Here is a 23,884-nt window from a genome sequence, read left to right as displayed (position 1 = left end):
ACCATGGCGAAACTAAAAGACTTAGAAGCTTACCGCGAAGAGATTGAACAGTGCGTAAAGTGCGGAGCCTGTCGGGCGCATTGCCCGGTTTTTGGTGCCGAACGACGTGAGGGCCGCGTTGCGCGGGGTAAAATAGCCTTGTCGCAGGCGGTGCTTGATGGTGAAATCGATTTCGACGCCAAGGTGATGGAAGATCTCTCCCAGTGCCTCCTCTGCGGGAGTTGCGGTGCAGGCTGCCCGAACAAGGTGCCGACCGAAGAGATTGTCGCCGCCGCGCGGCGGCGGATTGCGCAGGAGAAGGGGCTGTCGACCTTTGGCAAAGGGGTGGCGGCAGTGATCGGGCGGCCGAAGTTGATGAACGCTCTGGCCAAGACCGGCGGTAAACTGTCGAACCTCTTATTTAAGAAGCTGCCTGAAAATAGCGGCTTGCGTTTGCGTTTTCCGGTCCCTTATCTCGAGTCTGGGCGCACGCTCCCGCCATTTACTGACAAACCCTTCCGCGAGCGCTGTCCTGATCGCATCGAGGGGGAGGCGGGCAAGCCGACGGTTGCCTTCTTCACCGGTTGCGGCATCAACTACATGTACCCGGCCGTCGGTGAGGCCTTTTTGAAGGCACTCAAGTTTCTTGGCATCACGGTTATTATCCCCAAGGATCAGGCTTGCTGCGGCCTGCCAGCTGTCGCAGCCGGAGCCGGCAGCACGGTCGAAACGCTCGCCGAGCAGAATTTTGCGGCCCTTACGCGTGAGCCGGTCGATTTCATTCTTACCGCCTGTGCTTCCTGCAACGCCGGGCTGGTCAAGGTCTATGGGGACATGGAAGGTGAGTGCGCCGAGTTAGGACCTAAAACACGCGATATTTTTGTTTTTCTGCTTGAACAGGGCCTGGCCGAGAAACTGGCCGAATTGCCACGGGCGGCGGTGCGCAAGGTTGTGACCTATCATGATCCCTGTCACCTGCGCACCCAGGGGATCACCCAGGAACCGCGCGCCGTGCTCAAGGCCCTGCCGCAGGTTGAGTATGTCGAAATGGAAAATGCCGGGACCTGCTGCGGGCTGGGTGGGACTTACTCGGTCTACCACTATGAAAACAGTAAGAAAATTGGAGCTCTAAAGGCGGGGAACATTGAAACCTCCGGGGCGGAGTTAGTCGCCACCGACTGTCCGGGCTGCATCATGCAGCTGCAGGATTCGATCAACCATGCCGGGGGCAAACAGCGGGCCGTGCATATCTTGGAATTGCTGAATGAAGCACTTCCTGACTGATGGTAAAATGAATTCTACCCCTGCCGGCTTTCATCTGGTCTTAATCGGGTAACCTTGTATTTCAATACGAAAGATCACTTCTCTGTCGGTTGTTGGACCTCATGACTTCGCATTTGAAAAATCCCCTCCGATCGCGACTCCACGAAATCATTTTCGAGGCTGATACCCCTGCCGGAAAAATGTTTGATCTGTTACTGCAGTTCAGCATCCTTGCCAGTGTGCTGATCGTCATGCTCGACAGTGTCGCCAGCATTCGTGCCCAGTATGGAAATATTTTCTATATTGCCGAATGGTTTTTTACCCTTTTGTTCACTCTGGAGTATGTTCTCAGACTCTATTGCATTGGTCATCCTCTGAAATATGCGCGAAGTTTTTTTGGAATAGTCGATCTGCTGTCTGTGCTACCAACCTACCTGGCACTACTGTTACCAGGGGGGCAAGTTCTTCTCTCCATTCGGATCTTACGTCTGCTCCGTATCTTCCGAATCCTCAAGATGGTCAAGTTTGTTGGCGAGGCTGAGGTGCTGTTGCGCTCTTTACGCTCCAGTGGGCGGAAGATCATTGTTTTTTTGTTGGCGATTGTTACGCTGGTGGTGATATTCGGAGCGGTGATGTACCTGGTCGAGGGGGAAAAAAACGGCTTTACCAGTATTCCGCGCTCTATCTACTGGGCCATTGTGACCATGACCACTGTAGGCTACGGTGACATCTCTCCCAGGACAGATCTGGGCCAGGCGATAGCAGCTTTTATCATGGTGCTAGGCTATGGAATTATTGCGATTCCGACTGGAATCGTGACCGCGGAATTGGCGCTCAAAAAACAGATAACCACCCAATCATGCCCGGAATGTAGTGCTTTTGGACATGATCCTGATGCGGAGTTTTGTAAATATTGCGGGGAGAAACTCAACCTGTAGTTCCGTTATCGTTCAGCGCATCCAACTCATCCCAGCGGGCATAGGCGCGGGCAAGTTCTTTCTCCACTTCGGGCAAGCGGGCGTTCAGTTGCTCGCTCAGCGCTTTTTTGCCGGGCTGGTAGAGCGCCGGGTCAGCCATCGATTCGTGAATTGCTGCCTGTTCTGTTTCCAGTTTGTCAATCAGCAGGGGCAGGGTTTCGAGTTCGTGTTTCTGCTTGAAGCTGAGACGTTTGGGGCGTTGTTCTTTAGCTCTTTGCGGCTTAGTCTTTTCCTCGATCGGCTTCTTGACAGGTTGGCTGGACTCGAGCCAGTCGGTGTACCCCCCGATATGCTCACTGAATCGTCCATCCCCCTCAAACACCAGGCAGCTGGTGACAATATTGTCGACAAAAGTCCGGTCGTGACTAACCAGCAGCAGCGTCCCCTGATATTCGAGCAGAAGCTCCTCAAGCAGATCGAGGGTCTCGACATCAAGGTCGTTGGTCGGTTCGTCCAGTACCAGCAGGTTGGCGGGTTTGGTGAAGAGTTTGGCCAGCAGCAGGCGATTGCGCTCGCCGCCTGAAAGGACCCGCACCGGGGTGCGTGCGCGATCGGGAGTGAAGAGAAAATCACTCAGGTAACCGTAAATGTGGCGTTGCTGACCGGAAATTTCGACCGTGTCATGATCACCGCAGACATTTTGTTTGACGCTGGCGTTTTCGTCGAGCTGTTCGCGCAGCTGATCAAAATAGACAATCTGCAGGTTCGTTCCCTGGCGCAGGGTTCCAGTCGTTGGTTTCAGCTTGTCCAATAAGAGTTTCAGCAGCGTCGATTTACCGCAGCCGTTGGGACCCAGAATCGCTACCCGGTCGCCGCGCATCAGACGGATTGACAGGTCACTCACCACAGCTTTATCAGCATAGCTGAAGCTGATGTTTTTAGCTTCAATGACCATCTGACCGCTGCGTTCCCCGGTGTCGAGACTAAGCCGTACCTCTCCGCTGCGTGCGCGGCGCTGCCGATTCTCGTCGCGCATTTTTTTGAGCGCCCTTACGCGCCCCATATTGCGGGTGCGCCGTGCCTTGATCCCCTGGCGAATCCAGACCTCTTCTTCGGCCAGCTTTTTATCCTGGCGCCGCCACAGCTCGTCTTCGGCATGCAGGCGCTCTTCACGCCGGACCAGATAGGTTGGATAGTCACAGGGGTAATCGAACAGTTGTCCGCGGTCGAGTTCCACAATGCGGCTGGCGACGCTGGCGGTGAAGGCGCGATCATGGCTGACAAAGACCAGAGTGGTCTGCAGACGCTTTAAAAACTGCTCGAGCCAGAGGATTGAATCGATATCGAGGTGGTTGGTTGGTTCATCAAGGAGTAACAGGTCCGGTTCACAGTAGAGCGCCGCCGCCAACAGTACGCGGCGTTTCACTCCGCCTGAAAGGCTGGCGACCGGTAGTTGTGGGTCGAGATCGAGGCGCGAGAGGAGCGCTTCGAGGCGGCCATCCCCCTCGTTGCCAGAGGACAGACGCAGCACCGCATCGTTGATGTTGCCGGCGAAGTTGAGAGGGACGTCCTGCTGCAGGATTGCGGTCTTCAACCCCTGCTGGCGCATGATATCACCCGAGTCCGCGCGATGTTCGCCGTTGAGCAGGCGAAGCAGTGTTGATTTGCCACAGCCGTTCCGCCCGATCAGCGCAATCCGGTCACGCGGTTCAATCTGCAGGGCGGTGCGGTCAAAGAGTGGGGAACCACCGAACGCGAGGGAGAGATTATTGAGAGAGATAAGAGCCATAGCGGCGTGTGTAGCATATCTGTTGACGAAAAAAAAGGGCCCATTTTGAAGGGCCCTTTTATTTAACGAATAAAAATATTTTCTAAATAAAACTCATGACAGAACTAGGTGCTCAGCCTCATTTAAGCATAGCGGTTGATGTCATCACGGGAACCGAGTTCCTTGTCGAAGTTCACAGCGGCGTATTTGTTGATGTCATCACGGGGACCGAGTTCCTTGTCGAAGTTCACGGCGGCGTATTTGTTGATGTCATCACGGGGACCGAGTTCCTTGTCGAAGTTCACGGCGGCGTATTTGTTGATGTCATCACGGGGACCGAGTTCCTTGTCGAAGTTCACGGCGGCGTATTTGTTGATGTCATCACGGGGACCGAGTTCCTTGTCAAAGTTCACAGCGGCGTAGCTGTTGATGTCATCACGGGGACCAAGTTCCTTGTCGAAGTTCACGGCGGCGTATTTGTTGATGTCATCACGGGGACCGAGTTCTTTGTCGAAGTTCACGGCGGCGTATTTGTTGATGTCATCACGGGGACCGAGTTCCTTGTCAAAGTTCACAGCGGCGTAGCTGTTGATGCCGTCCCGGGCTCCGAGTTCCTGGTCGAAATTGACAGCACTGAAGGTTAAAAAGCTGGCGGCGACGAAGAGACTTGCGAATGTAACGGTTAATGCAGTGTTCTTTTTCATGGTCATCTCCTTGAAAGGAAAAGTTAAATGATTTGTGCTGCTTGACCAAGCTATATATCAAGTCTTGTGCCAATAATAAAAATGTTTAAAATCAAGCGCTTGTAGATTTTATGTAAATTAATAACAGATAAGGTGAAGAATATCCAACAGCCAGGTGTCGACTATTAGATATTTTGAGGAGCTTCCAATTAAAGCTTAACTGGTATGGCTGGGTTGCCTGGCAGGTATGATGTCTGACTGCGTAATATAAGTGGCCGTTTGAAAGGCTTGGGAGAGAAAGGTAAAAAAATACCGGGCATCCAAAGTGAATGAGGAGCCCGGTATTAATTGGTGCTAAAAAGTCTAGTCAGACTGACTAGTTGAGTTCGAAAACTTTTAAGCCAGCATTTCCTTTACTGAGCAATCCTGCACTTTTGTAATGCATAAGCAGGACAACCTCAGGTTTATGATCATTGTCGATGTCTGCATATTGAAAGTCAGCAAGGCTGCCCTGTTGCGGCGTGGTATGCCAGAGTTCAACCATACTGTTGCCGTCTGAGCGTAGCGCCGTAATCTGGCCAGGGCCGATTGATTGCAAAGCTTTAGAGAGTTTCCAGCCTTCGTTCGAGGGAACCAGAATGGTGTTGCTATCCAACAAGGCCATCCGCGGTTGCACCGAGATGAACATCGTTGCCGCATCTCTTGCTCCGCTTTTATCCCCTTGCGCAAAAGAGACCACGCTTCCGCCATAGTTGGTTGAACTTTCCCACAACACTTCCGCTTGTGGTGAAAATAGTCTGAGCTGATCATTGTTCGAAATTTCAGCGAAAATTGGCTTGCCATCGGCACTATTGAGTGGTTGCAACGAGAAAATAGTGGTCTGCCAGGGATGGGGATACTCCCCCGCGCTGGCATAGCCGCCTTGTTTGAATTCGATCTTGACAACCTTGGGGTCGAAAATATCGACGCGGTTGCCGAGGCGCTGCCCCAAAACAATTTTACTGCCATCGGGGTTAGTAATAGCGTGCAGGAACCACGGGAGGTTGCTTTGAACGATCTGGAATCTACCATCCTTAAAGGCAACAATCAGGGAATCCACTTTAACGCCATCCATTGCGTTGATGAAGAGCTCTGGTCGTCCATCGCCATCCAGATCGGCGCTTGAAAGGGTCAGGGCTCTCTCGATCCCTGTCAGCGGAAGCAGAATTGTCCGCTGATATTTGCGATTCGTGATCTGACCAATTTCAAGGTCGTTCCTGTGCAGAATGGCGATATCGTTTAGCCCGTCCTGATCAAAATCTGCAATCTCGAGCCCGGTCGGGTTCCCCTTGAAATCAGCTGCTGACCAGATTTTATCTGTGTTCAGGGTCTGATTAAGAACGATTCCGCCCGGTGTTGCTTCCTGGTGGGAAATCACGATCCCGGACTTGGGGGCAGAGGTCATTGCGGCTACCGGGCCCGACGGGAGAAGCGAGGTCGCAGCGGTTGCTCCCTGTAACGTCGGTGCGACCAGGGCGGGCAAGGCATACTGCCCAAGCAGCTGAAAGCTCGCGCCTCTCACCTGAAGTTGTCCCCCTTGATCAATGAAGGTCAGCACCGGGGTGGCAAAAGCCACCTGCGCAGGCTCAGTCGGACGTGAAGTCTGATCTTTGGCATAGCTGTTCCATTCCAGTTGGGGGAGGGCGGTGCGCAACTCATCGAAGAGCTTTTCGCCGCTGCCGCTATAATCCCAGAAAACCGCCGGCAGGTCCTTGAAGCGATGAATCCGGGTTCCCTTGGTGAATGTGATTTTTGGGTTCAGCGGTCGGGCGTAGGAATAACCACTTTTAATCCGGGTAACTTCGAGCCAACCCTCCACCTTGTCGAGAGAGCCGATCACCGCGCCGGTTACCGGGTGGATAATTGCCGGACCTGGGGTGATGATCGAAAAGATGTCTCCCACAGCCACACCCTTGGAGGCGTCGAGGTCAATCAGATACTCGCCATCGATCGGCAACACAATTACCCCGTCAAGTGGCTTCAGGTTGTGGGCAATCTCAGACGGAAGGGCTTTCGCCACTGAGGGGACGCCGAGGGTGCAGGTGAGAAGCAGGAGAAACGTCAGAGTTTTAAGTGATGACATTTTTGATCGGCTCCAGGGCTGACAGGGGACATGAACAAAAAAACGGTCGGGCACGAGGCCCGACCGCATACTAGCATAACTAATTTTTTTTGAGCAATTAGAAGCTGACGTTCAGCATTGCAACGACTTTGTAAAGGTCATCCGGGCTTTGCCCACCAACCTTGTAGAAGTCGCCCAGAAGGCCGTAAGCGCCACGCAGGCTGAGGTCGTATTTTTCAGCAAATTTCTTGCCAACCATGGCATCAAATTCAGCGCCGAGGTTTGCATTGTCTTTAGCGACACCGTGGGTCGGTGACTTGTCGGCTGCCATGAAGTAGCCGGCGCCGTATTTGAGGTAAGCAGCCTCAGGCAGTTTGTAGTCGCCCGAAACCATCAGAGCCATCAGGCCATAGCCTGCGTATGCACTGCTATATACGGCCAGACCACCCTGGGAACCGTTGTTGTAATAGGCATCGGTGCCGAAGATCATCAGGTTGTCGCTCGGGAGTTCATAGCCAGCCTGGTTGGCTGAGAAGCGGTCGTTCTGCTTGCTGCTGGTGTCGGCCGGGATGTAGATGCCGTGCACCTTGATGTTGCCGGCGTTAGCGAGCTTGGCTTTGGCATAGAGGTTGAGCATGAAAGTCTGGCCATCAGTTAAGTTATTGTCTTGGCCAACAGCGTTGCGGAAGAGCAACGAACCGGCGAAGCCAATTTTAGCCATGGTGAAGTCACCATAGGCGCCATAGTACCAGTCGTCGGTTTTAGCTGCAGTACCATTTTTAGCCGCGGCGCTGTCGTTTTTAACGTCAGCGGCAGTCAGGCCAAATTTGAGCTGATCGTTGACCTTCATTTCGCCATTGAGGGAGTAGAAGTTAACGCCTGCGGACTCGCTGAATTGGCCGCGATTCCATACGAACCAGCCAGCAGTCAAGGCGATCGGACCAACAGTGCCGCGCGTCGAGATGCCGGTCATGTCGTCATCGGTGACGAAGCTTTCGTAGTGACCGAAGCCGAAGCCCTGAATACCAGTACGCACGCTCCAGTCGCTGCTCGGAACTTTGAAGTCGACATAGAAGTTTTTGGTCTCGAGCATGTTACCATCAGCGCTCAACTGGCCGCCATTCCCGGCAGACAGCTTGCTGCTTTTAGCGCCGAAGGGGGCGTCGAGTTCGCCGTAATAGACAACGCTGATGTTGTCGTTGAGGTTATCGGTCATTTTCAGGCGCAGGCGCTGGTCAAAAAAGGCGTTGTTACCAGCGGTTTTGTTAGCGGGGGTGGTGAGAAAATTTTCAAACTGACCTTGGTACGCTGCAGCGGAACCATCGGTAGGACTCTGTACCGTACCTTGTAGACGGTAGTAGCCGTTCAATTTGATTTCTGCCATGGCCGGTGAAGCCATTGCAGCGATCGTCAGCAGGACGATCATAACTTTCAGAAACTTACTCATGGTGTTTCCTCCTTACAAAAGGGTTAGGAATGTGCCGAACAATTCGGCGATTTGTGACCTACTGGTCGGTTGAAACCTAATCTATAAATTGCTCAAAAGTCGTCGATACCGAGTGGCTCACGACTGTGGAACATCAAATTCATAACCGCAGGCCGGGCACTTGACCCGTGTGGGGGATTTCTTGAACGGCGCACAGGCGCTCAGAGCTGAGACCAACAAAATTATCAGGGCAAGGGTGGTGATGGTTTTGATCAAGTCTGAAGCCCTCCCTGGAGCTTGTTATTGCCATTCTATTAAAATAGAACCAAGGGGAGCTCATACGGACTGTTCCCCTATGGACACCGAATGCTTAGAGCACTAAAGATGCCAACATGTTTGGCTTTTAACTCCAGGCGTTTAATGTGCCGGAATCCCGTTGTTTTTTTGTAGCATATGGTCAAATGCTGAAGCAGTGTTTTATTCTGTTGTTGTTGCTTTTGTGCCACAGGCTTGTCGGTTATATAACACAGTTACCAGTATGACAAGCGCAAACCCTTAGTTGTTACTGCTCAGCTCCTGCCTTGAAGATGAGCATCGATCCTTTGTTTTAGTTGACTGCTGTCGAGCATCATTTCATCGAAAACAATTTTGAAATCTTTGTCGATCAACAGCAGGCGCGGGATGGTAAATATGCTGTAGCTGGTGCGCGCCTCACCGTCGTCGATCATAGTCTCATCTGCTGCTTTGAGACCCTCGTCTTTCAGGTGTGACTTGATGCTGGCAGCGGAGTCTGCGAGGTAGGCCGAGATAAAAGTCACACCCTTTTTTTTGAGGAACGGCCGTATTTTTTCAATCTGGTGCGCCAACTCGTTACATGCTGGGCACCAGGTGGTCCCCAGCTCAATCAGGAGGAGTTTTCCTTTAAAGCTGCTGAGAGAAACCTCATGGCCATCAAGGGTCTGCGCGTTGAAATCAGGAGCAGTATCGCCGGCATTCAGAAGTGCGAGGGCCGGGTTTGCACAACCGATGGTGATAAGCATCGATATGAGTAGAAAACAAAATTTCATAGAGCAAATCTCCCGGCTACTTTGGTTGGTAACGTTTCGCCGCGGAGTTTATCAGTCTTTCATTTCCTGTCAAGACTGAACCGGGCGAGGTTGCCCCCAAGTCTGTTCTATAATTGCGAGGTCAGTATATTTTTACCCGAAATTAAGTCAAGATAAAAAATACTAACTTGCCTTAACATTTGGCAATAAAAGAAGAAATTGTATTTATAACGTTGTTTGTCAGTGCCGAGCTGATTGGCAGAGTTCAGTTAACACCCCGCCACTGGCTTTAGGGTGAATAAAGGCAATGCTTGCACCGTGCGCCCCGGTGCGCGGGGTTTGGTCGATCAAGCGTACGTCCTTCTGCTGCAGTTCAAGAAGCGTGGCGGCCAAGTTGTCGACCTCGTAGGCGATATGGTGAATCCCTTCGCCATTCTTTTCTAAAAACTTGGTCACCGGCGAGTCAGCTGAGGTCGGCTCCAGTAATTCGATGCGACTCTCTCCGATTTTAAGAAATGCGACACGTACTTTCTGTTCTGTCACTTCTTCGGTTCCTTCGAAGGTCATCCCCAGAGTGTCGCGATAAAAGGGGACAGCCGTTTCGAGGTTTTTTACTGCAATACCGATGTGGTTAATTTTTTTGGTCATGGTTATCGCTCCCGATTGTTAGCTTTGGATGAGTTCCGTATGAGGATTAGAGGTTTCTGCGGAAAGCCGCAATGAGCCGCCTGGCTGCGCCGCTGGGGGTTGTCGTGCCTTGACCGACGCCAGCCTGCAAGCGAGGCAGTAGCGCAGCTACGGCTGTGTCGCGGGTGAAGAGATCTTTGAGATCGTCGATGACCAGGGTCCACATCCAGTCGTGAGCCTGCAGGCGGCGTTTTTCATCAAACTCGCCGCTCTGCTTCAGGGTCTCGGTGAAATTGGTGATTGTCCACCAGATTTCCTGAATTCCCTGGTTGTGGAGGGCGCTGCACATCAGGGCCGGAACCTGCCAGTTTTTGCTTTTGGGCTTTAGCAGATGTAAGGCGTTTTCGTACTGCTGACGGGCGAGTTCGGCGCGCGGGCGGTTTTCGCCTTCGGCCTTGTTGATCAGAATCGCGTCGGCGATCTCCATCACCCCTTTTTTGATCCCCTGCAGTTCATCCCCGGCATTGCTGAGCTGCAACAGCAGGAAAAAGTCGACCATTGAAGCGACGGTAATCTCCGACTGACCGACCCCGACGGTTTCGACGATGATGATATCGTACCCGGCGGCTTCACAGAGCAGCATGGTTTCACGGGTTTTACGCGCGACGCCGCCAAGGGTGCCGCTGCTGGGGGAGGGACGGATAAAGGCGTTCTTTTCGCGGGACAGTAGTTCCATACGGGTTTTATCGCCGAGGATTGAGCCACCGGAAATCTGTGAACTGGGGTCGACCGCGAGAATCGCGATGCGATGCCCCTGTGCGATCAACATCATCCCCAGCGCTTCGATCAGGGTGCTTTTACCGACGCCGGGGACGCCGCTGATGCCGACCCTGATTGCCTTGCCCGAATCGGCCAATAACTCGTCAAGCAGGGTGGTGGCAGCTCGCGAATGCTCGGGGTTGCGACTTTCGATCAGGGTGATCGCTTTGGCCAGCGCGCGGATGTTGCCGGTGCGCACGCCTTCGGCTATTTGTTTGATTTTTGGCAAAGTTTATAACCCTTGACCTCGCGCTCGTTCGCTTTTGCTCACTAACCAGAATTAGACGCTTTTAGGCGAGTCGCAAAGACGCAAAGAAGGCCAAAATATCTTAGGTTCTTATGGGCTTTCTTGGCGCCTTTGAGACTTTGCGCGAGTTGAGTTTAGCTTTTTGTCGGATTGAGACCTACTTCCCTTCAATAGCATCCAATGTCTGCCCAGCCGAGACGGTGATCGGGGTGCCGGGACCGAAAATTTTGGCGGCGCCGGCGGCATACAGCTCAGTGTAATCCTGCCGTGGAATAACACCGCCACAGACGACGACAATATCGTCGGCTCCGAGTTTTTTGAGTTCTGCCACTAGCTGCGGGACCAGGGTTTTGTGCCCTGCTGCGAGGCTGGAAACGCCGACCACGTGGACGTCGTTTTCGACGGCCATCTTGGCAGCCTCTTCCGGGGTCTGGAACAACGGTCCCATGTCGACGTCGAAGCCGGCGTCGGCGTAAGCGGTGGCGACGACCTTGGCGCCGCGGTCATGACCATCCTGCCCCATTTTGGCAATCAGGATGCGCGGGCGACGACCATCTTTTTCGGCGAAGGCGTCGATTCGCTGCTTGAGTTCATTGAAATCGCTGTCGCTTTCAACCACGGATGCGTAGGCTCCTGAAACAAGTTTGATCTCGGCGCGATGGCGGCCGAAGGTTTTTTCCATGGCGTCGGAGATCTCGCCGATCGAAGCCCTCAGGCGTGCAGCCTTAACGCTGAGATCGAGCAGGTTGCCGCTACCATTCTCACATGCTGTCGTGATGTCGGCAAGTGCCTGCTGGCATGCCGCTTCATCGCGTGTGGCGCGCATCTTTTTAAGTCGGGCGATCTGTCCCTCACGAACTGCAGCGTTATCGACATCAAGCACCTCAATCGGGTCTTCTTTGGCCAGTTTGTACTTGTTGACCCCGACGATGACATCGCGGCCTGAATCGATGGCAGCCTGCTTCTTGGCCGCCGATTCCTCGATACGCAGTTTCGGCATCCCCGTTTCGATTGCTTTGGTCATGCCACCGAGGCCTTCGATCTCATCCAGAATCTTCTGTGCTTCATCGATCAGCCCCTTGGTCAGGCTCTCGACATAGTAGGATCCGCCGAGGGGATCGACGACATTACAGATTCCCGACTCCTCCTGAATGACCAGTTGGGTGTTGCGGGCGATGCGTGCACTGTGGTCGGTCGGCAGGGCGATCGCTTCATCGAGGGCGTTGGTGTGCAACGACTGGGTGCCTCCCAGAACCGCAGCCATCGCCTCAATGGTGGTGCGGATGACGTTGTTGTAGGGGTCTTGCTCGGTCAGCGACCAGCCGCTGGTCTGGCAGTGGGTACGCAGCATCGACGATTTGGGATTCTTTGGATTGAACTCTTTCATCAGTTTGGCCCAGAGATAACGCGCAGCGCGCAGCTTGGAGGCTTCCATGAAGAAGTTCATACCGATGGCGAAGAAGAATGACAGCCGGGGGGCGAAGGAATCTACATCCAGGCCTTTGGCGACGGCGCTGCGCACGTATTCAACACCATCGGCAAGGGTGAAGGCGAGCTCTAACGCGTTGTTGGCGCCAGCCTCCTGGATATGATAGCCGGAGATTGAGATCGAGTTGAACTTCGGCATTCTCTGGCTGGTGTACTCGATAATATCGCCGATGATACGCATCGAAGGCGCGGGGGGATAGATGTAAGTGTTGCGCACCATAAATTCTTTAAGAATGTCATTCTGGATGGTGCCGGCCAGTTTATCTTCACTGACCCCCTGCTCTTCAGCGGCGACAATGTAGTTGGCCATGATCGGCAGCACTGCGCCGTTCATGGTCATTGAGACCGAAACCTTATCGAGGGGGATGTCGCTGAAGAGGATCTTCATATCCTCGACCGAGTCGATGGCCACCCCGGCCTTGCCGACATCCCCTTCAACCCGCGGATGATCAGAATCGTAGCCGCGATGGGTGGCCAGATCGAAGGCAACGGAAAGTCCCTGCTGCCCACCTGCGAGGTTGCGCTTATAGAAGGCGTTCGACTCTTCTGCGGTGGAGAACCCGGCATACTGGCGCACGGTCCAGGGTCGTCCGGCGTACATGGTGGCCATCGGTCCGCGGACAAAGGGGGCCATCCCCGGCAGGGTGTCAGCGGTGTCCAGCCCCGCGGTATCGGCTGCGGTATAGAGTGGTTTAACTGAAATCCCTTCCGGGGTTTCCCATTTGAAGCTGGTGAGGTCGTCGGTTTTTCGCTCTTTTTTGGCCAGGGTTTCCCAGTCTGACAGGTTTTTTTTCTCGAAACTGCTCATAGCGGTTCCTTTCGTCTACGTTTTTATTTTTATTAAGGGATGAGGATTACGCTTGAGTTGTGATGTCCTCTGATTAGAAGCGATAGGTGGATCAGCGGGTGACAACAGCCAGAACTTCGACTGTGCCTTCTCCTTTGGAGAGGAGGCGGTGCTTGACCGATGAATCGAAGTAGGCTGCATCGCCTTCTTTAAGTTCAAAACGTTCATCGTCGAGCAGGAGTTCGGCTTCGCCTTTCAGGATCAGCAGGAATTCTTCCCCTTCGTGGTTGTAGAGCGTTTCTTCGGTTGCGCGCTCTGAGACGGTTAACAGAAAAGGTTCCATCTTCTTGTTGCTTTTGCGGTATGAAAGGGTTTCGTAAGTGTATCCGTGCCCGGTGCCATCTTTCGAGATGACCCGACTGACAATGCGCCGATCCGTCTTATGGACAATTTCGTATTTTGCTATCGCTTCACCTTCTTCGAAAAAGAAGCTCATCTTGACATCGAAGAAGCGCGCAATTTTAGACAGGGTCGCGATTGGCGGAGAGACATTATTGTTCTCGATTTGTGAGATCAGTGCCGGAGAGAAGCCGGTTTCTGTAGCGACATCCTGCAAGGTCAGTTTACGCTCCTTGCGGAGATACTTGATCTTTTTACCAATATTGAATTCCATGGATTTCCTACAAAATAGAATAGGGTTTTATATCCTCTCGGGTATAGCGGACATGGTACAAAATGTCAACTTCAATATTTATTAAAGATAAAAAGTTTTATTGAGGATAAATCATTTTTAGTTTAGACAAGCCGGGTCTATTATGACCCTGTTTTGTGATGATCTTATGTTAAAATACGTTCGCTTCTTCGATCGGTAGTCTAACATTTAAGACGTTAGAGTTCTTAATGACTCCAGAGGTAAGACAGTCTCAAATTTTAACCCTGGTTTCCCGCGAATCCGGGATCTCGGCTGGTCAGCTTGCGCGTCATTTCCAGGTTTCGCGGATGACAATTCACCGGGATCTGGACCGTCTGGTTGAGCAGAACCTGCTTTTGCGTATTCATGGTGGTGCCGTCGCAAAGCCGCTGGTCAGGGGGCCGTCTGAACTTAGTTGCTCAGGTTGTGAGCGTCCCATTTTACCCCATCAGCGCTGTGAACTTCATCAGGCTGATGGCACGGTGAGTGTTGCTTGCTGTGCGGCCTGCGGGCTGCGCCAATTTATGCAGCAAGACGGGGGCGTTTCTGTTCTGGTCGGCGACCAGATAAGTGGACGCATGTTCCCCGCTATTGGCGCCTTTTTCCTGGTCAACTCGCTGGCCGCTCCTTGTTGCCAGCCTTCATTGTTGAGCTTTTATGATGAACAGGAGGCGGCATTATTTCAGTCAGGCTTTGGTGGTTCTGTCGCTCACATGGCAGAAGCGCTTGAGTTTCTGCGGGTAGCTGAGGGATTAAATGGATATTAGCTGTGACTTGGGTGGTTTTCGCACCTTGGAAAATATAAAAATTTAAGGAGTTTAATCAGTGAAGTCATTATGTTGTTCAGTTGTTCTTTTATTTATGCTGGGTGCCTGTTCTTTAGGGGTAAAGACCGAACAAAAAGAAACTTTCGTGCCGCGTAAGGTGAGCCAGACAATTTTTGTGGTCCCCTTCACTACCATTATGGTCCCTGCCGAAGTTACCGAGGGGCTTTTTGATCGATTTGTCGATAATCTCAACGCCGCAAAATCGGGTACCGGGCTCGAATATATTATCCTCAAGCAGGGTCTCGATAAGATTGACCCCACCTGGCTGAAGGCTCATGACTATATCACCGGGGAGATCTTTGCTTATGTCGAAGATGCCGGGAGTACCATGGCCTCGATTCGAGCCAAAAGCCGAATTCGTCTCTTTCAGTCCGGTCAGGCTGACGCCACCTTGCAATTAGATTATCCTGTTGAAGTGTTCTACGAAAAAGATCGCGTTACTCTGGGTAGTGCCCGTCGCCAAATTGCCAAGAAAATCTCAGACAGCATGTCACAAAAACTGCAAGAGGCTCTCACCGGGAGCTGACAAAGCAACCCCTGTATCGGTTAGCACTCTTTTGCCTTGAGTGCTAATAAACCCCTTGACAATTCTTTTGAACCGATTATTATCCTGTGGTGTTAGCACTGTCTTTGTGTGAGTGCTAACACTTTTTTGGCCGTCGCCTGTTTTAAAACCAGCTTCGGCTTCCGGCGTCTTGAACCGGCCACATAACATGGTCATAAATCATCAAATAGCAGAAGGAAAGGGGCAACAAAATGAAGCTTAGACCTTTGCAGGATCGGATCATTGTTGAGCGCATTGAAGAGGAAACGAAGACCAAGGGTGGCATCATCATCCCGGACACCGTCTCCAAGGAAAAGCCGCAAGAAGGTAAGGTTATTGCTGTTGGCAAGGGGAAAATGAATGAAGATGGCAAGCTGATCCCGATGGACGTCAAGGTCGGCGATCGCGTGCTCTTCGGCAAATATTCTGGTAGCGAAGTCAAAATCGATGGCGAAGAATATTTGATCATGCGTGAGGATGACATTCTCGGCGTGGTTGAGAAATAAAGAACAGACACACTTAAAAAACTATTTTTGGGAGGAATAAATATTATGGCTAAAGATATTCTTTTTTCGGTAGATGCCCGCGCCAAGATCCTGGTCGGCGTTAACGCTCTGGCCGATGCCGTCAAGGTGACCCTCGGTCCTAAGGGGCGCAACGTTGTGATCGACAAATCATACGGTGCTCCATTGATCACCAAGGACGGCGTCACTGTCGCCAAGGAGATCGAACTGGAAGATAAGTTTGAAAACATGGGCGCCCAACTGGTTAAGGAAGTTGCTTCGAAAACTTCGGACGTTGCCGGTGACGGCACCACCACCGCGACCGTGTTGGCTCAATCGATTTATCAGGAAGGTGTCAAGCTGGTCACAGCTGGCCACAATCCGATGGAGATCAAGCGCGGCATTGACAAGGCCGTTGCCTGCGCAGTTGAGGCCATGGTGAAGCTGTCCAAGCCGATCAAGGATCACACCGAGATTGCCCAGGTTGGAACCATCTCGGCCAACAGCGATTCGACCATTGGCAACATCATCGCCGAGGCGATGGAAAAAGTCGGTAAAGAAGGCGTTATCACGGTTGAAGAAGCCAAGTCGATGGATACCAGCCTCGAGACTGTTGAAGGGATGCAGTTCGATCGTGGTTATCTCTCCCCTTACTTCGTGACCGATGCCGAGCGCATGGAAGCGGTCATGGAAGACGCGCTGATCCTGATTTATGACAAGAAGATCAGCACCATGAAAGATCTGCTCCCGGTGCTTGAGCCGGTTGCTAAGCAGGGTCGTCCACTCCTGATCATCGCCGAAGATATCGATGGCGAAGCTCTGGCGACTCTGGTCGTCAACAAGCTGCGCGGCACCCTGAATATCTCGGCAGTTAAGGCTCCGGGCTTCGGCGACCGTCGCAAAGCGATGCTCGAAGATATCGCTTGTCTGACCGGTGGTACCCTGATTTCTGAAGAGGTCGGTTTCAGTCTTGAGAACGCCACTCTCGATATGCTCGGCACCGCCAAGCGCATCGTTATCACCAAAGATAACACCACCATTATCGACGGTGCCGGTGAAGAGGCCGCCATCTCTGGCCGCGTTAAGCAGATCCGTGCTCAGATCGAAGAGACCACCAGCGATTACGATCGTGAAAAACTGCAAGAGCGTCTGGCCAAGTTGGTCGGCGGTGTTGCAGTGGTTAAGGTTGGCGCTGCCACCGAGACCGAGATGAAAGAGAAGAAAGCGCGCGTCGAAGACGCACTGCACGCAACCCGCGCTGCGGTTGAAGAAGGGATCGTCCCTGGAGGCGGTGTCGCTCTGATCCGCTGTATTGATTCTGTCAAGAAGCTCAAGCTCGATGGCGAGCAACAGTTCGGGGCCAATCTGGTTCTCCGTGCCCTCGAGCAGCCACTGCGTCAGATCGCGATCAACGCCGGTCTTGAAGGTGCTATCGTGGTTGACAAGGTTGCCAAAGGGAAGGGCGCTTATGGTTTTGATGCGCAGAATGATGTGTATTGCGACATGCTTGAGGCCGGTATCCTCGATCCGACCAAAGTAACTCGCACCGCACTGCAGAACGCAGCTTCGGTTGCTGGTCTGATGCTGACCACCGAGGCGATGATTGCTGATAAGCCATCTGATGCTGGCGCTGCTGGCGGCGGCATGCCTGGTGGCATGGGTGGCATGGGTGGCATGGGCGGCATGGGCGGCATGATGTAAGCGTCCCACCCCAATGTGAAGCACCAGAAGGCCCCATCGGCAATTGTCCGATGGGGCCTTTTTTGTGCGTTCCGGCAGTATCAGAATGCCAGGGATGGTACTATGATGGGCGAGTCAGACTGCAGACCGGAGGGCGAGGGTGCAGTATTTTTCATGGATCCGGCGACTCTGGCGCTGGTCCCACTGCGATTGGAATACCAGAAATCAGATTATTTGCGGCGTGAAGTTAGATATTCGGCAAAAGGATTCTAAATGATGCGTTTTTTCTGTCTGCTTATCCTCGCTTGTTTCAGCCTTGCTTCGGGACTGGAGGCTGCGCCCCTGTCTCCAAGTCTTCAAGCTGTCTTGCAGACGTCGCGCGAACCGGTCGCGGTGATTGTGCGGATGACGACCACCGATGTAAGGTCACGCGTGAAGGGGCTGACCCGCAAAGCTGCGCGGCGGACCCTGATTGCGTCTTTGAAGCAGGAGACTCAGCAAGGGCAGGGGGCTCTGATCGACTATTTACACCAGCAGGGGGTAAAAAAGACGACTTCGCTCTGGCTGATCAATGGTCTGGCGTTTTCGGCTAGTCCGCAACTTATCGCGCAACTGCAAAGCTGGCCCGGGGTGGAACTGATCAGTGTCAACCAGACAGTGCCGCGCCCGGTTGTTCTTCCCGCTGCGACGGCAGCTGTTGAATGGAACATTGATATGATCGGTGCGCCGCAACTCTGGGCGCAGGGGTTTGATGGGACGGGGGTGGTGGTCGCCAGCCTTGATACCGGGGTCGATGTGACGCATCCCGATCTCAGCGGCAACTGGCGGGGAGGTACAAACAGCTGGTTCGATCCTTACAGTTCGAGCAGTTTGCCCTATGATCCAGTTACCGGCGATCCTCTGAGTGAAGGGCACGGAACCGCCGTCATGGGGGTGATGGTCGGTGGCCGCAACGGTGGCAGTGCCATTGGCGTTGCCCCGGGCGCGCAGTGGATCGCGGCCAAAATATTTCCCGATACCGGCGCGGCCGATAGCGCCAAGATTATTCAGGCGCTGGGCTGGGCTCTTGATCCCGACAATAATCCCGCGACCGATGACGGTGCCGACATCGTCAATAATTCCTGGGGATATGAAAGTGTGCTCAATCAGTGTTTGAGCGCTTCAGGCCTCGGCTTGAATGATATGCAGATCGCCCTGAACAATCTGATAGCGGCAGATGTTGCCGTGATTTTTTCGGCGGGCAACACCGGCCCGTTTGCCAGCACTAGCATACCACCCGGGAACATGAGCGGTGTCCTGTCTGTTGGTGCTATCAATATAAACAAGGAGGTCGCTTTTTTCAGTGCGCGCGGGCCCTCCCCCTGCGATGCGCCGGGTGAGGTTTTTCCCAATCTGGTGGCCCCCGGAATGTCAGTCCGCAGTGCAGGCCTCTTTTCTGGCTACGTCAGTGTTGACGGGACGTCATTCTCGGCACCCCAGGTTGCCGGGGCGTTGGCCTTGTTACGCCAGGCATTTCCTGGACCTTCAACCAGCATGACCAGCCTGGAGACAGCCGTAGAACAGCTGGCGTCTGATCTGGGCACTCCGGGGGCGGATGACGTGTATGGCCATGGGCTGCTGAATGTCGCAGCGGCCTATAATCAGCTGCAGGGGATAAATCCGCTGCTGGTGATGATCGATCCGACCCCTCCGAGCAGCGATAAGATCATCGATTTTGCCAGCGTTGCGCCCTTAAACAGCCGCAGCCTGTCTCTGCTGCTGAAGAATGGCGGCGGCGGTTCGCTGGTCATCAGCGGTATTGATGCCAGCCTGCTTGATCCGGCTTTCAGTGTTGTCAAGGATCTGTGCAGCGGACGGTCGCTGAGCGGCGGCGCGAGCTGCAGTGTTGAGCTGGGGTTTGCGCCTCAGGCGCTGGGTAGTTACACGTCAAGTTTGACCGTTTTCAGCAGTGATCCTGCCGGTTCGCAAACCTTGACCCTGAAAGGGCTAGGGAATAACGCGCCACCGGCGGCTACCCTGCTTCTTCCCGTTGATGGAGCCGTCGGCATAGCACGTCCGGTCAACTTCAGCTGGCATCGCGATATGGATCTCGATGGCGATCAGGTGACCGATTTTCTGCTGATTTCGGCGCATGGCGATTTCTCGGACAGCACCCCGATTACAGCGGCTCTTCCTCAGGGGCTGCTCCTGTTGGCCGGCGGTGGCATCTTCTGGGGTTTGTGGGGCGCACGGCGGCTGAAGGGTTGGCTCTGGCTGGTTCTGATTCTGGGCTTGGCGTTCTGCCTGGTCTCCTGTGGGGGCAGCAACGCCTCGCCGGCCTCAGTGCTGCCAAACCCGTCGGGGGGATATCAGTCGACCAGCCTGTTACCGAATACAACCTATTACTGGAAAGTCCGCTCTGTGGACAGCCGCGGTGGGGTGTCCGAAAGTGTCGTCAGGTCATTTACTACGGGCATCTAATGCTTCGTCTTCCATAAAATGTCATATGCTTTCGCGGGGTTTTGGCGGCGCGGATCCGTAAAAGCAAAGGCCTCGACGAATTGTTTCGCCGGGGCCTTTGTCTGTTTCTGTAGCTGAAATCTACACCAGCAGTTTAATCGAGTCTTCGCGGTTCAGGGGTGCGACCAGGACGGTTTGCTCTTCGCCATTGCGGTCCAGAATCACTCTGACCTCGGGCTCATCCTTTCCCTTACCGTAACTGGCGACGATGGCCGCGGCGGTCTGGATGATGGCTTCGTTGGATTCGCCGCAGAGGAGACCTGAGGGACCATTGAAATCGGCGTTGCGCAGGCGCAGGCGGTCGCCGGTGGCGAGAAGATGGATTGCATCGTTGTCAGCCTGGTTGCGCCCGAGGACCATTTTGCACTTGTCCGACAGCCGAAACTGACGGCCGACCTTGAGCAGTTGAACGTCGTTGACGCTGGCCTGTTCATCATGCTCAAGCAGATCGCGCAGGCGATCGGCAAAACCGGATTCGGTCAGCAGACAGCCTCCGCCGCTGGAGGGATACTCGGGAAAACCCCATTCTACAGCTAACTCCTGCTGGCGTTTGCGCGAGCGTCCCTGGATATCGAGCAGGCGTTCACGATCGACCAGACCACTCTCCTCCATCGGCGTGATCGCCAGGAGCTTGGCCGATAGTGGTCGCAATACCTTGTCCGCATGACCAGAGTAGATACTGACGGTACTCAAGGCGTTGGCGTTCTGGCTCATCGGGCGCTGGCCAAGGACTTCACCCGAAAAGAGGAAGTCGAAGCCCTGCTCCTGCATGATCTCTCCCGCCAGGCGAAACATCATCGAATGGCAGTCGATACAGGGGTTCATGTTGCGACCGTACCCGTATTTCGGATTTTTGACCATCTGCAGATGGATGTCGCTGATCTCTTTGACGATCAGCGGAAAGCCGATTTTTTCGGCAGCGAACTTTGCTTTACTGGCGCCGAAAAATGGTGTGACGAACGAGATGCCGGTCACTTCAATCCCTTGACGCATCAGGGTCATGGCGGCCAGACTGCTATCCAGACCCCCCGACATAAGTCCTAGTGCTTTACTCATTTTTGTCTCCAATATTCTTGATCTCGTCACAGTGAAAAGACAAACAGATTAACACGATGTTTCAATGTGAAACAAGTCTGACGGGGCGGTAAAATTTACCAATTGCCTTGTCTGACAAAGGCGAAAGAGAGTATTCTTATTCCCAGTGAACATCAACCCTCAGAGGCAATTTTCTCTTGCGCGATACCTTCAATCGAAAAATAGATTATCTCCGTATCTCGGTGACCGATCGCTGCAACCTGCGCTGCCGTTACTGTATGCCGGAAGAGGGTGTTCCCTCGGTCGGTCACGGTCAGGTCCTCTCTTTCGAAGAACTCTTCCGCGTCGCCCGTATCGCGGTGGAACAGGGAGTGTGCAAGATTCGTCTGACCGGCGGTGAACCGCTGGTGCGCAAGGGCCTGATCTCCTTTGTCGAGCGACTCTGCCAACTGCCCCAGCAGCCGGAACTGACCCTGACCAGCAACGGCCTGTTGCTGGCTGCGCAGGCCGGTGAACTCAAAAGCGTCGGGCTGCAGCGCGTCAATGTCAGCCTCGATACCCTGAAGCCGGAACGGTTTGAGCAGATCACCCGGCGTCCCGGACTTGAGCAGGTACTCGCAGGGATCTACGCCGCCGAAGCCGCAGGTCTCTTGCCACTCAAACTCAATATGGTGCCGATTCGCGGGGTTAATGCCGATGAGATTGCCGATTTCGCGCGCCTGACCTTTGCGCACAACTGGCAGGTGCGTTTTATCGAGTTCATGCCGGTGAGTGGCGGCCTTGATTATCCTCCCGAAAGCCGGTTTTCTGCGGCTGAGATTACCGAAGTGTTACGCGGAATTGCCCCCCTGCAAGAGCTTGCACGCAAGGGGCCGGCCGGACCGGCGCGGCTGTTTCAATACGCCGGGGCCAAGGGAGTTGTCGGGGTGATTCCAGCCGTGTCTGAACACTTTTGCGGGGAATGCAACCGCTTGCGCTTGACCTCGGATGGCTTTTTGCGCCCCTGTCTCTTTTGTGAGAATGAGATTGACCTGCGCACCCCTCTGCGTGCGGGATGCAGTGATGATGACCTCGTCAGGCTGCTGCGTGGCGCGGTCGAGATCAAGCCGGAGAGACATCATCTTGCCGAAGAGCAAGGGGTTCAAACGCGAATCCGTAAGATGCAGGGGATCGGCGGCTGAGGGTTTTTGCCGAGGACGGGGTACTCAGAAAAAAACTTTGTTTCAAACAGATGACAGCCGAACTCGCAAAGGGCTGATGCCAGCTTGAGCTGTCAGCTGAGATCCTTTGTCCAACTCAAAAAGGAGCGGCACACATCGGCCACTCCTTTATTGTAAAATATATGCCCTGTCGGGCTCAGCTCTGTTTTTGATCGTCCTTCTTTTCTGTTTGCTCGTCCTTCTTTTCTTTCTTTTCGATCTCGGTGACTTCCGCCTCTTCGATCCCGTCAGTGGCGTCATTCATCCCTTTTTTAAAGTTGCGTAGACCCTTGCCGAGTGCGCCTCCAACCTGGGGCAGTTTTCCGGCGCCGAAAACGATCATTACCAGAACCAGAATAATTAAAAGTTCCTGCGTGCCAAGTCCGAACATGGTCTCTCTCCTTAAAGGTGTTCCCCGCTCCGGGGAATAGTAATCGATGGTCTATAGCAGTCTCAGTCTGTTTGCTACTGAGAGCGACACGATACATCGGAAATCAGAAAAAAACAACGCGTCTCTATTCAGTATAGCTACGTCCCCGGGGGAGGCGCATGAGGAGCACTTCGACCCGGGTGCCAGCTTCGAGGTCGGGTGCCCCGGCTGCAATCGGGAGCAGTGCGCAGGATCCCTGGAGTGAACGATTCTGCCCCGATCCTTGTCGGATTGAGGGGTGGAAGAGATAGCCATTCCCTTTGCGCTGCAGTTCTCCCCAGAGGAAGGCCTGCCGTTTGCCACCTCCCTCGACCTGCCGACTGAGTTTTGCGCTGAGCAACGGCGGCAGAGGATCGGGATGCCCTGCCAGTCGCCGCAGCGCCGGGATGGTGAAAATTTCACAGGTAGCTGCCGAAGCGGCGGGGTTCCCCGGCAGGCCAAAAATCGGTTTGTTACCGATCTTGCCGAAGAGCACCGGCTTGCCCGGTTTGATTGCGACCTTCCAGAAGATTTTTTCGAATCCCAGGCGGATAAAGGCATCTTGAACCTGATCCTTGTCGCCGACCGAGACGCCGCCGCTGGTCAAGAGCAGATCGGCTTGCAGACCTGATTGCAGTCGGTGGTCGAGATCGTCTATATCGTCCCGGGCGATGCCGAGCGGAATCACTTCGGCTCCGGCTTCACGCAGGCGGGCGGTCAGCAGATGCAGGTTCGAATTGATGATCTGTCCCGGGCCGGGTTGCTCTCCCAGTTCGACCAGTTCATCGCCTGTCGAAAGAATCGCTACGCGCGGCGCCGGATGAACGCGCACCCGCGAGATGCCGGCCGCAGCCAGCAGGCCAATCTCACCGGCCCACAGACAGGTGCCAGCTGCGAGCAGCAGGTCCCCGTTGCGGAATTCGTCTCCAGCGTGGCGCACATGCTGGCCGCGAACCAGCTCTCGATTCAAACAGATGGTCTCTGCATCTTCACTCACATCCTCAAGCGGGACCACGGTATCGCAACCTGCGGGGATTGGTGCTCCGGTCATGATGCGCAACGCGGCACCGGCGGGAATCGTCCCCGCGAAAGGGTGTCCGGCGTAGGTGTGCCCTGTCACCGGCAGGCGGCGCGAGGCTGGCAGACTTTCATAGTGCAGGGCGAAGCCGTCCATCGCTGAATTGTCCGCCGTCGGCAGATCCCAGCGCGCACTCACCGTTTCAGCCAAAACCAGTCCGCCAGCGTCTTCCAAGGGTTTTTCGATCGCCGGCAGAGGGGTGATATTCTTGAGGACCAGCTTGATCGCTTCATCGTAACTGAGCATCTGTTTTTCCTATCGTTCCTGA

The 23,884-nt window shown here is 54.0% G+C and carries 21 protein-coding genes; 8 read left to right on the top strand and 13 right to left on the bottom strand.

Going from position 1 to position 23,884, the window contains the following annotated elements; all coding sequences use genetic code 11:
• Positions 1 to 3: 3 nt before the first annotated feature.
• The gene (locus D888_RS0115055) at positions 4 to 1,263 is read left to right on the top strand and encodes a (Fe-S)-binding protein (RefSeq protein WP_020677399.1); all 1,260 of its coding nucleotides are present in this window, start codon (positions 4 to 6) and stop codon (positions 1,261 to 1,263) included.
• A 101-nt stretch (positions 1,264 to 1,364) separates the two neighbouring features.
• Positions 1,365 to 2,180: an ion transporter gene (locus D888_RS0115050; protein ID WP_020677398.1), complete on the top strand. Its 816-nt coding sequence runs from the start codon at positions 1,365 to 1,367 to the stop codon at positions 2,178 to 2,180.
• Here D888_RS0115050 and D888_RS0115045 read toward each other — a convergent pair.
• The 10 genes from D888_RS0115045 to D888_RS0115000 form a co-directional block, all read right to left on the bottom strand.
• A complete protein-coding gene (locus D888_RS0115045; protein WP_020677397.1) occupies positions 2,170 to 3,948 on the bottom strand; it encodes an ATP-binding cassette domain-containing protein in 1,779 nt (592 codons plus the stop codon). The genes D888_RS0115050 and D888_RS0115045 overlap by 11 nt on opposite strands.
• A gap of 122 nt (positions 3,949 to 4,070) precedes the next feature.
• On the bottom strand, positions 4,071 to 4,631 hold the full coding sequence (locus D888_RS23310; RefSeq protein WP_020677396.1) for a hypothetical protein: 561 nt from the start codon (positions 4,629 to 4,631) through the stop codon (positions 4,071 to 4,073).
• Between the two features lie 355 nt (positions 4,632 to 4,986).
• Positions 4,987 to 6,732, bottom strand: coding sequence for an FG-GAP repeat domain-containing protein (locus D888_RS0115035; RefSeq protein ID WP_020677395.1), 1,746 nt, complete (start codon positions 6,730 to 6,732; stop codon positions 4,987 to 4,989).
• 97 nt (positions 6,733 to 6,829) lie between these two features.
• Positions 6,830 to 8,158 carry a hypothetical protein gene (locus tag D888_RS0115030; protein WP_020677394.1) on the bottom strand — a complete coding sequence of 443 codons (1,329 nt, stop codon included), beginning with the start codon at positions 8,156 to 8,158 and terminating at the stop codon, positions 6,830 to 6,832.
• A 117-nt stretch (positions 8,159 to 8,275) separates the two neighbouring features.
• Positions 8,276 to 8,413: a hypothetical protein gene (locus D888_RS24105; protein WP_020677393.1), complete on the bottom strand. Its 138-nt coding sequence runs from the start codon at positions 8,411 to 8,413 to the stop codon at positions 8,276 to 8,278.
• Between the two features lie 293 nt (positions 8,414 to 8,706).
• Positions 8,707 to 9,204: a TlpA family protein disulfide reductase gene (locus tag D888_RS23305; protein ID WP_020677392.1), complete on the bottom strand. Its 498-nt coding sequence runs from the start codon at positions 9,202 to 9,204 to the stop codon at positions 8,707 to 8,709.
• A gap of 219 nt (positions 9,205 to 9,423) precedes the next feature.
• Positions 9,424 to 9,831, bottom strand: coding sequence for a methylmalonyl-CoA epimerase (gene mce / locus D888_RS0115015; RefSeq protein ID WP_020677391.1), 408 nt, complete (start codon positions 9,829 to 9,831; stop codon positions 9,424 to 9,426).
• Between the two features lie 46 nt (positions 9,832 to 9,877).
• Positions 9,878 to 10,858, bottom strand: coding sequence for a methylmalonyl Co-A mutase-associated GTPase MeaB (gene meaB, locus D888_RS0115010; RefSeq protein WP_020677390.1), 981 nt, complete (start codon positions 10,856 to 10,858; stop codon positions 9,878 to 9,880).
• A gap of 175 nt (positions 10,859 to 11,033) precedes the next feature.
• Positions 11,034 to 13,172 (bottom strand): methylmalonyl-CoA mutase, encoded by a 2,139-nt coding sequence (gene scpA, locus D888_RS0115005; RefSeq protein WP_020677389.1) that lies wholly within the window; start codon positions 13,170 to 13,172, stop codon positions 11,034 to 11,036.
• A gap of 91 nt (positions 13,173 to 13,263) precedes the next feature.
• Positions 13,264 to 13,824: a helix-turn-helix domain-containing protein gene (locus D888_RS0115000; protein ID WP_020677388.1), complete on the bottom strand. Its 561-nt coding sequence runs from the start codon at positions 13,822 to 13,824 to the stop codon at positions 13,264 to 13,266.
• Between the two features lie 227 nt (positions 13,825 to 14,051).
• Between D888_RS0115000 and D888_RS23300 the strand changes: the two genes are divergently transcribed.
• The 5 genes from D888_RS23300 (at position 14,052) to D888_RS0114970 (ending at position 19,856) form a co-directional block, all read left to right on the top strand.
• Positions 14,052 to 14,609, top strand: coding sequence for a DeoR family transcriptional regulator (locus D888_RS23300; protein WP_020677387.1), 558 nt, complete (start codon positions 14,052 to 14,054; stop codon positions 14,607 to 14,609).
• Between the two features lie 58 nt (positions 14,610 to 14,667).
• A complete protein-coding gene (locus D888_RS21890; protein ID WP_020677386.1) occupies positions 14,668 to 15,195 on the top strand; it encodes a hypothetical protein in 528 nt (175 codons plus the stop codon).
• A 230-nt stretch (positions 15,196 to 15,425) separates the two neighbouring features.
• A complete protein-coding gene (gene groES / locus D888_RS0114985; protein ID WP_020677385.1) occupies positions 15,426 to 15,719 on the top strand; it encodes a co-chaperone GroES in 294 nt (97 codons plus the stop codon).
• Between the two features lie 45 nt (positions 15,720 to 15,764).
• Complete coding sequence (groL, locus tag D888_RS0114980) at positions 15,765 to 17,417, top strand: chaperonin GroEL (protein WP_020677384.1); 1,653 nt, start codon at positions 15,765 to 15,767, stop codon at positions 17,415 to 17,417.
• A 252-nt stretch (positions 17,418 to 17,669) separates the two neighbouring features.
• Positions 17,670 to 19,856 (top strand): S8 family serine peptidase, encoded by a 2,187-nt coding sequence (locus tag D888_RS0114970; RefSeq protein WP_020677382.1) that lies wholly within the window; start codon positions 17,670 to 17,672, stop codon positions 19,854 to 19,856.
• A 120-nt stretch (positions 19,857 to 19,976) separates the two neighbouring features.
• On the opposite strand, the gene D888_RS21885 is transcribed toward D888_RS0114970, so the two are convergent.
• Positions 19,977 to 20,951, bottom strand: coding sequence for a thiamine biosynthesis protein (locus tag D888_RS21885; RefSeq protein ID WP_033423250.1), 975 nt, complete (start codon positions 20,949 to 20,951; stop codon positions 19,977 to 19,979).
• Between the two features lie 176 nt (positions 20,952 to 21,127).
• Here D888_RS21885 and moaA point away from each other — a divergent pair, with 176 nt between their 5' ends.
• Positions 21,128 to 22,111 carry a GTP 3',8-cyclase MoaA gene (gene moaA, locus D888_RS0114960; protein WP_020677380.1) on the top strand — a complete coding sequence of 328 codons (984 nt, stop codon included), beginning with the start codon at positions 21,128 to 21,130 and terminating at the stop codon, positions 22,109 to 22,111.
• Positions 22,112 to 22,286: 175 nt separating this feature from the next.
• On the opposite strand, the gene D888_RS0114955 is transcribed toward moaA, so the two are convergent.
• Entirely contained in the window at positions 22,287 to 22,520 is a 234-nt protein-coding gene (locus D888_RS0114955; RefSeq protein WP_020677379.1) for a twin-arginine translocase TatA/TatE family subunit, read from the bottom strand.
• 124 nt (positions 22,521 to 22,644) lie between these two features.
• Positions 22,645 to 23,862, bottom strand: a complete 1,218-nt coding sequence (locus tag D888_RS0114950) for a molybdopterin molybdotransferase MoeA (RefSeq protein ID WP_020677378.1) — start codon at positions 23,860 to 23,862, stop codon at positions 22,645 to 22,647.
• Between the last annotated feature and the right edge of the window lie 22 nt (positions 23,863 to 23,884).

It is taken from the genome of Geopsychrobacter electrodiphilus DSM 16401 (genome assembly GCF_000384395.1).
GTDB classification, from domain to species: domain Bacteria; phylum Desulfobacterota; class Desulfuromonadia; order Desulfuromonadales; family Geopsychrobacteraceae; genus Geopsychrobacter; species Geopsychrobacter electrodiphilus.
Note: the sequence above shows the minus strand (reverse complement) of the source record. Positions and strands in the feature narration are given on the sequence as shown.

What these genes read in the sequence shown, in the direction of transcription:
- D888_RS0115055 (WP_020677399.1), top strand. Translation starts at nt 4, where the DNA reads ATGGCGAAACTAAAAGACTTAGAAGCTTACCGCGAAGAGATTGAACAG.
- D888_RS0115050 (WP_020677398.1), top strand. Translation starts at nt 1,365, where the DNA reads ATGACTTCGCATTTGAAAAATCCCCTCCGATCGCGACTCCACGAAATC.
- D888_RS0115045 (WP_020677397.1), bottom strand. Translation starts at nt 3,948, where the DNA reads ATGGCTCTTATCTCTCTCAATAATCTCTCCCTCGCGTTCGGTGGTTCC.
- D888_RS23310 (WP_020677396.1), bottom strand. Translation starts at nt 4,631, where the DNA reads ATGAAAAAGAACACTGCATTAACCGTTACATTCGCAAGTCTCTTCGTC.
- D888_RS0115035 (WP_020677395.1), bottom strand. Translation starts at nt 6,732, where the DNA reads ATGTCATCACTTAAAACTCTGACGTTTCTCCTGCTTCTCACCTGCACC.
- D888_RS0115030 (WP_020677394.1), bottom strand. Translation starts at nt 8,158, where the DNA reads ATGAGTAAGTTTCTGAAAGTTATGATCGTCCTGCTGACGATCGCTGCA.
- D888_RS23305 (WP_020677392.1), bottom strand. Translation starts at nt 9,204, where the DNA reads ATGAAATTTTGTTTTCTACTCATATCGATGCTTATCACCATCGGTTGT.
- mce (WP_020677391.1), bottom strand. Translation starts at nt 9,831, where the DNA reads ATGACCAAAAAAATTAACCACATCGGTATTGCAGTAAAAAACCTCGAA.
- scpA (WP_020677389.1), bottom strand. Translation starts at nt 13,172, where the DNA reads ATGAGCAGTTTCGAGAAAAAAAACCTGTCAGACTGGGAAACCCTGGCC.
- D888_RS0115000 (WP_020677388.1), bottom strand. Translation starts at nt 13,824, where the DNA reads ATGGAATTCAATATTGGTAAAAAGATCAAGTATCTCCGCAAGGAGCGT.
- D888_RS23300 (WP_020677387.1), top strand. Translation starts at nt 14,052, where the DNA reads ATGACTCCAGAGGTAAGACAGTCTCAAATTTTAACCCTGGTTTCCCGC.
- groES (WP_020677385.1), top strand. Translation starts at nt 15,426, where the DNA reads ATGAAGCTTAGACCTTTGCAGGATCGGATCATTGTTGAGCGCATTGAA.
- groL (WP_020677384.1), top strand. Translation starts at nt 15,765, where the DNA reads ATGGCTAAAGATATTCTTTTTTCGGTAGATGCCCGCGCCAAGATCCTG.
- D888_RS0114970 (WP_020677382.1), top strand. Translation starts at nt 17,670, where the DNA reads ATGATGCGTTTTTTCTGTCTGCTTATCCTCGCTTGTTTCAGCCTTGCT.
- D888_RS21885 (WP_033423250.1), bottom strand. Translation starts at nt 20,951, where the DNA reads ATGAGTAAAGCACTAGGACTTATGTCGGGGGGTCTGGATAGCAGTCTG.
- D888_RS0114955 (WP_020677379.1), bottom strand. Translation starts at nt 22,520, where the DNA reads ATGTTCGGACTTGGCACGCAGGAACTTTTAATTATTCTGGTTCTGGTA.
- D888_RS0114950 (WP_020677378.1), bottom strand. Translation starts at nt 23,862, where the DNA reads ATGCTCAGTTACGATGAAGCGATCAAGCTGGTCCTCAAGAATATCACC.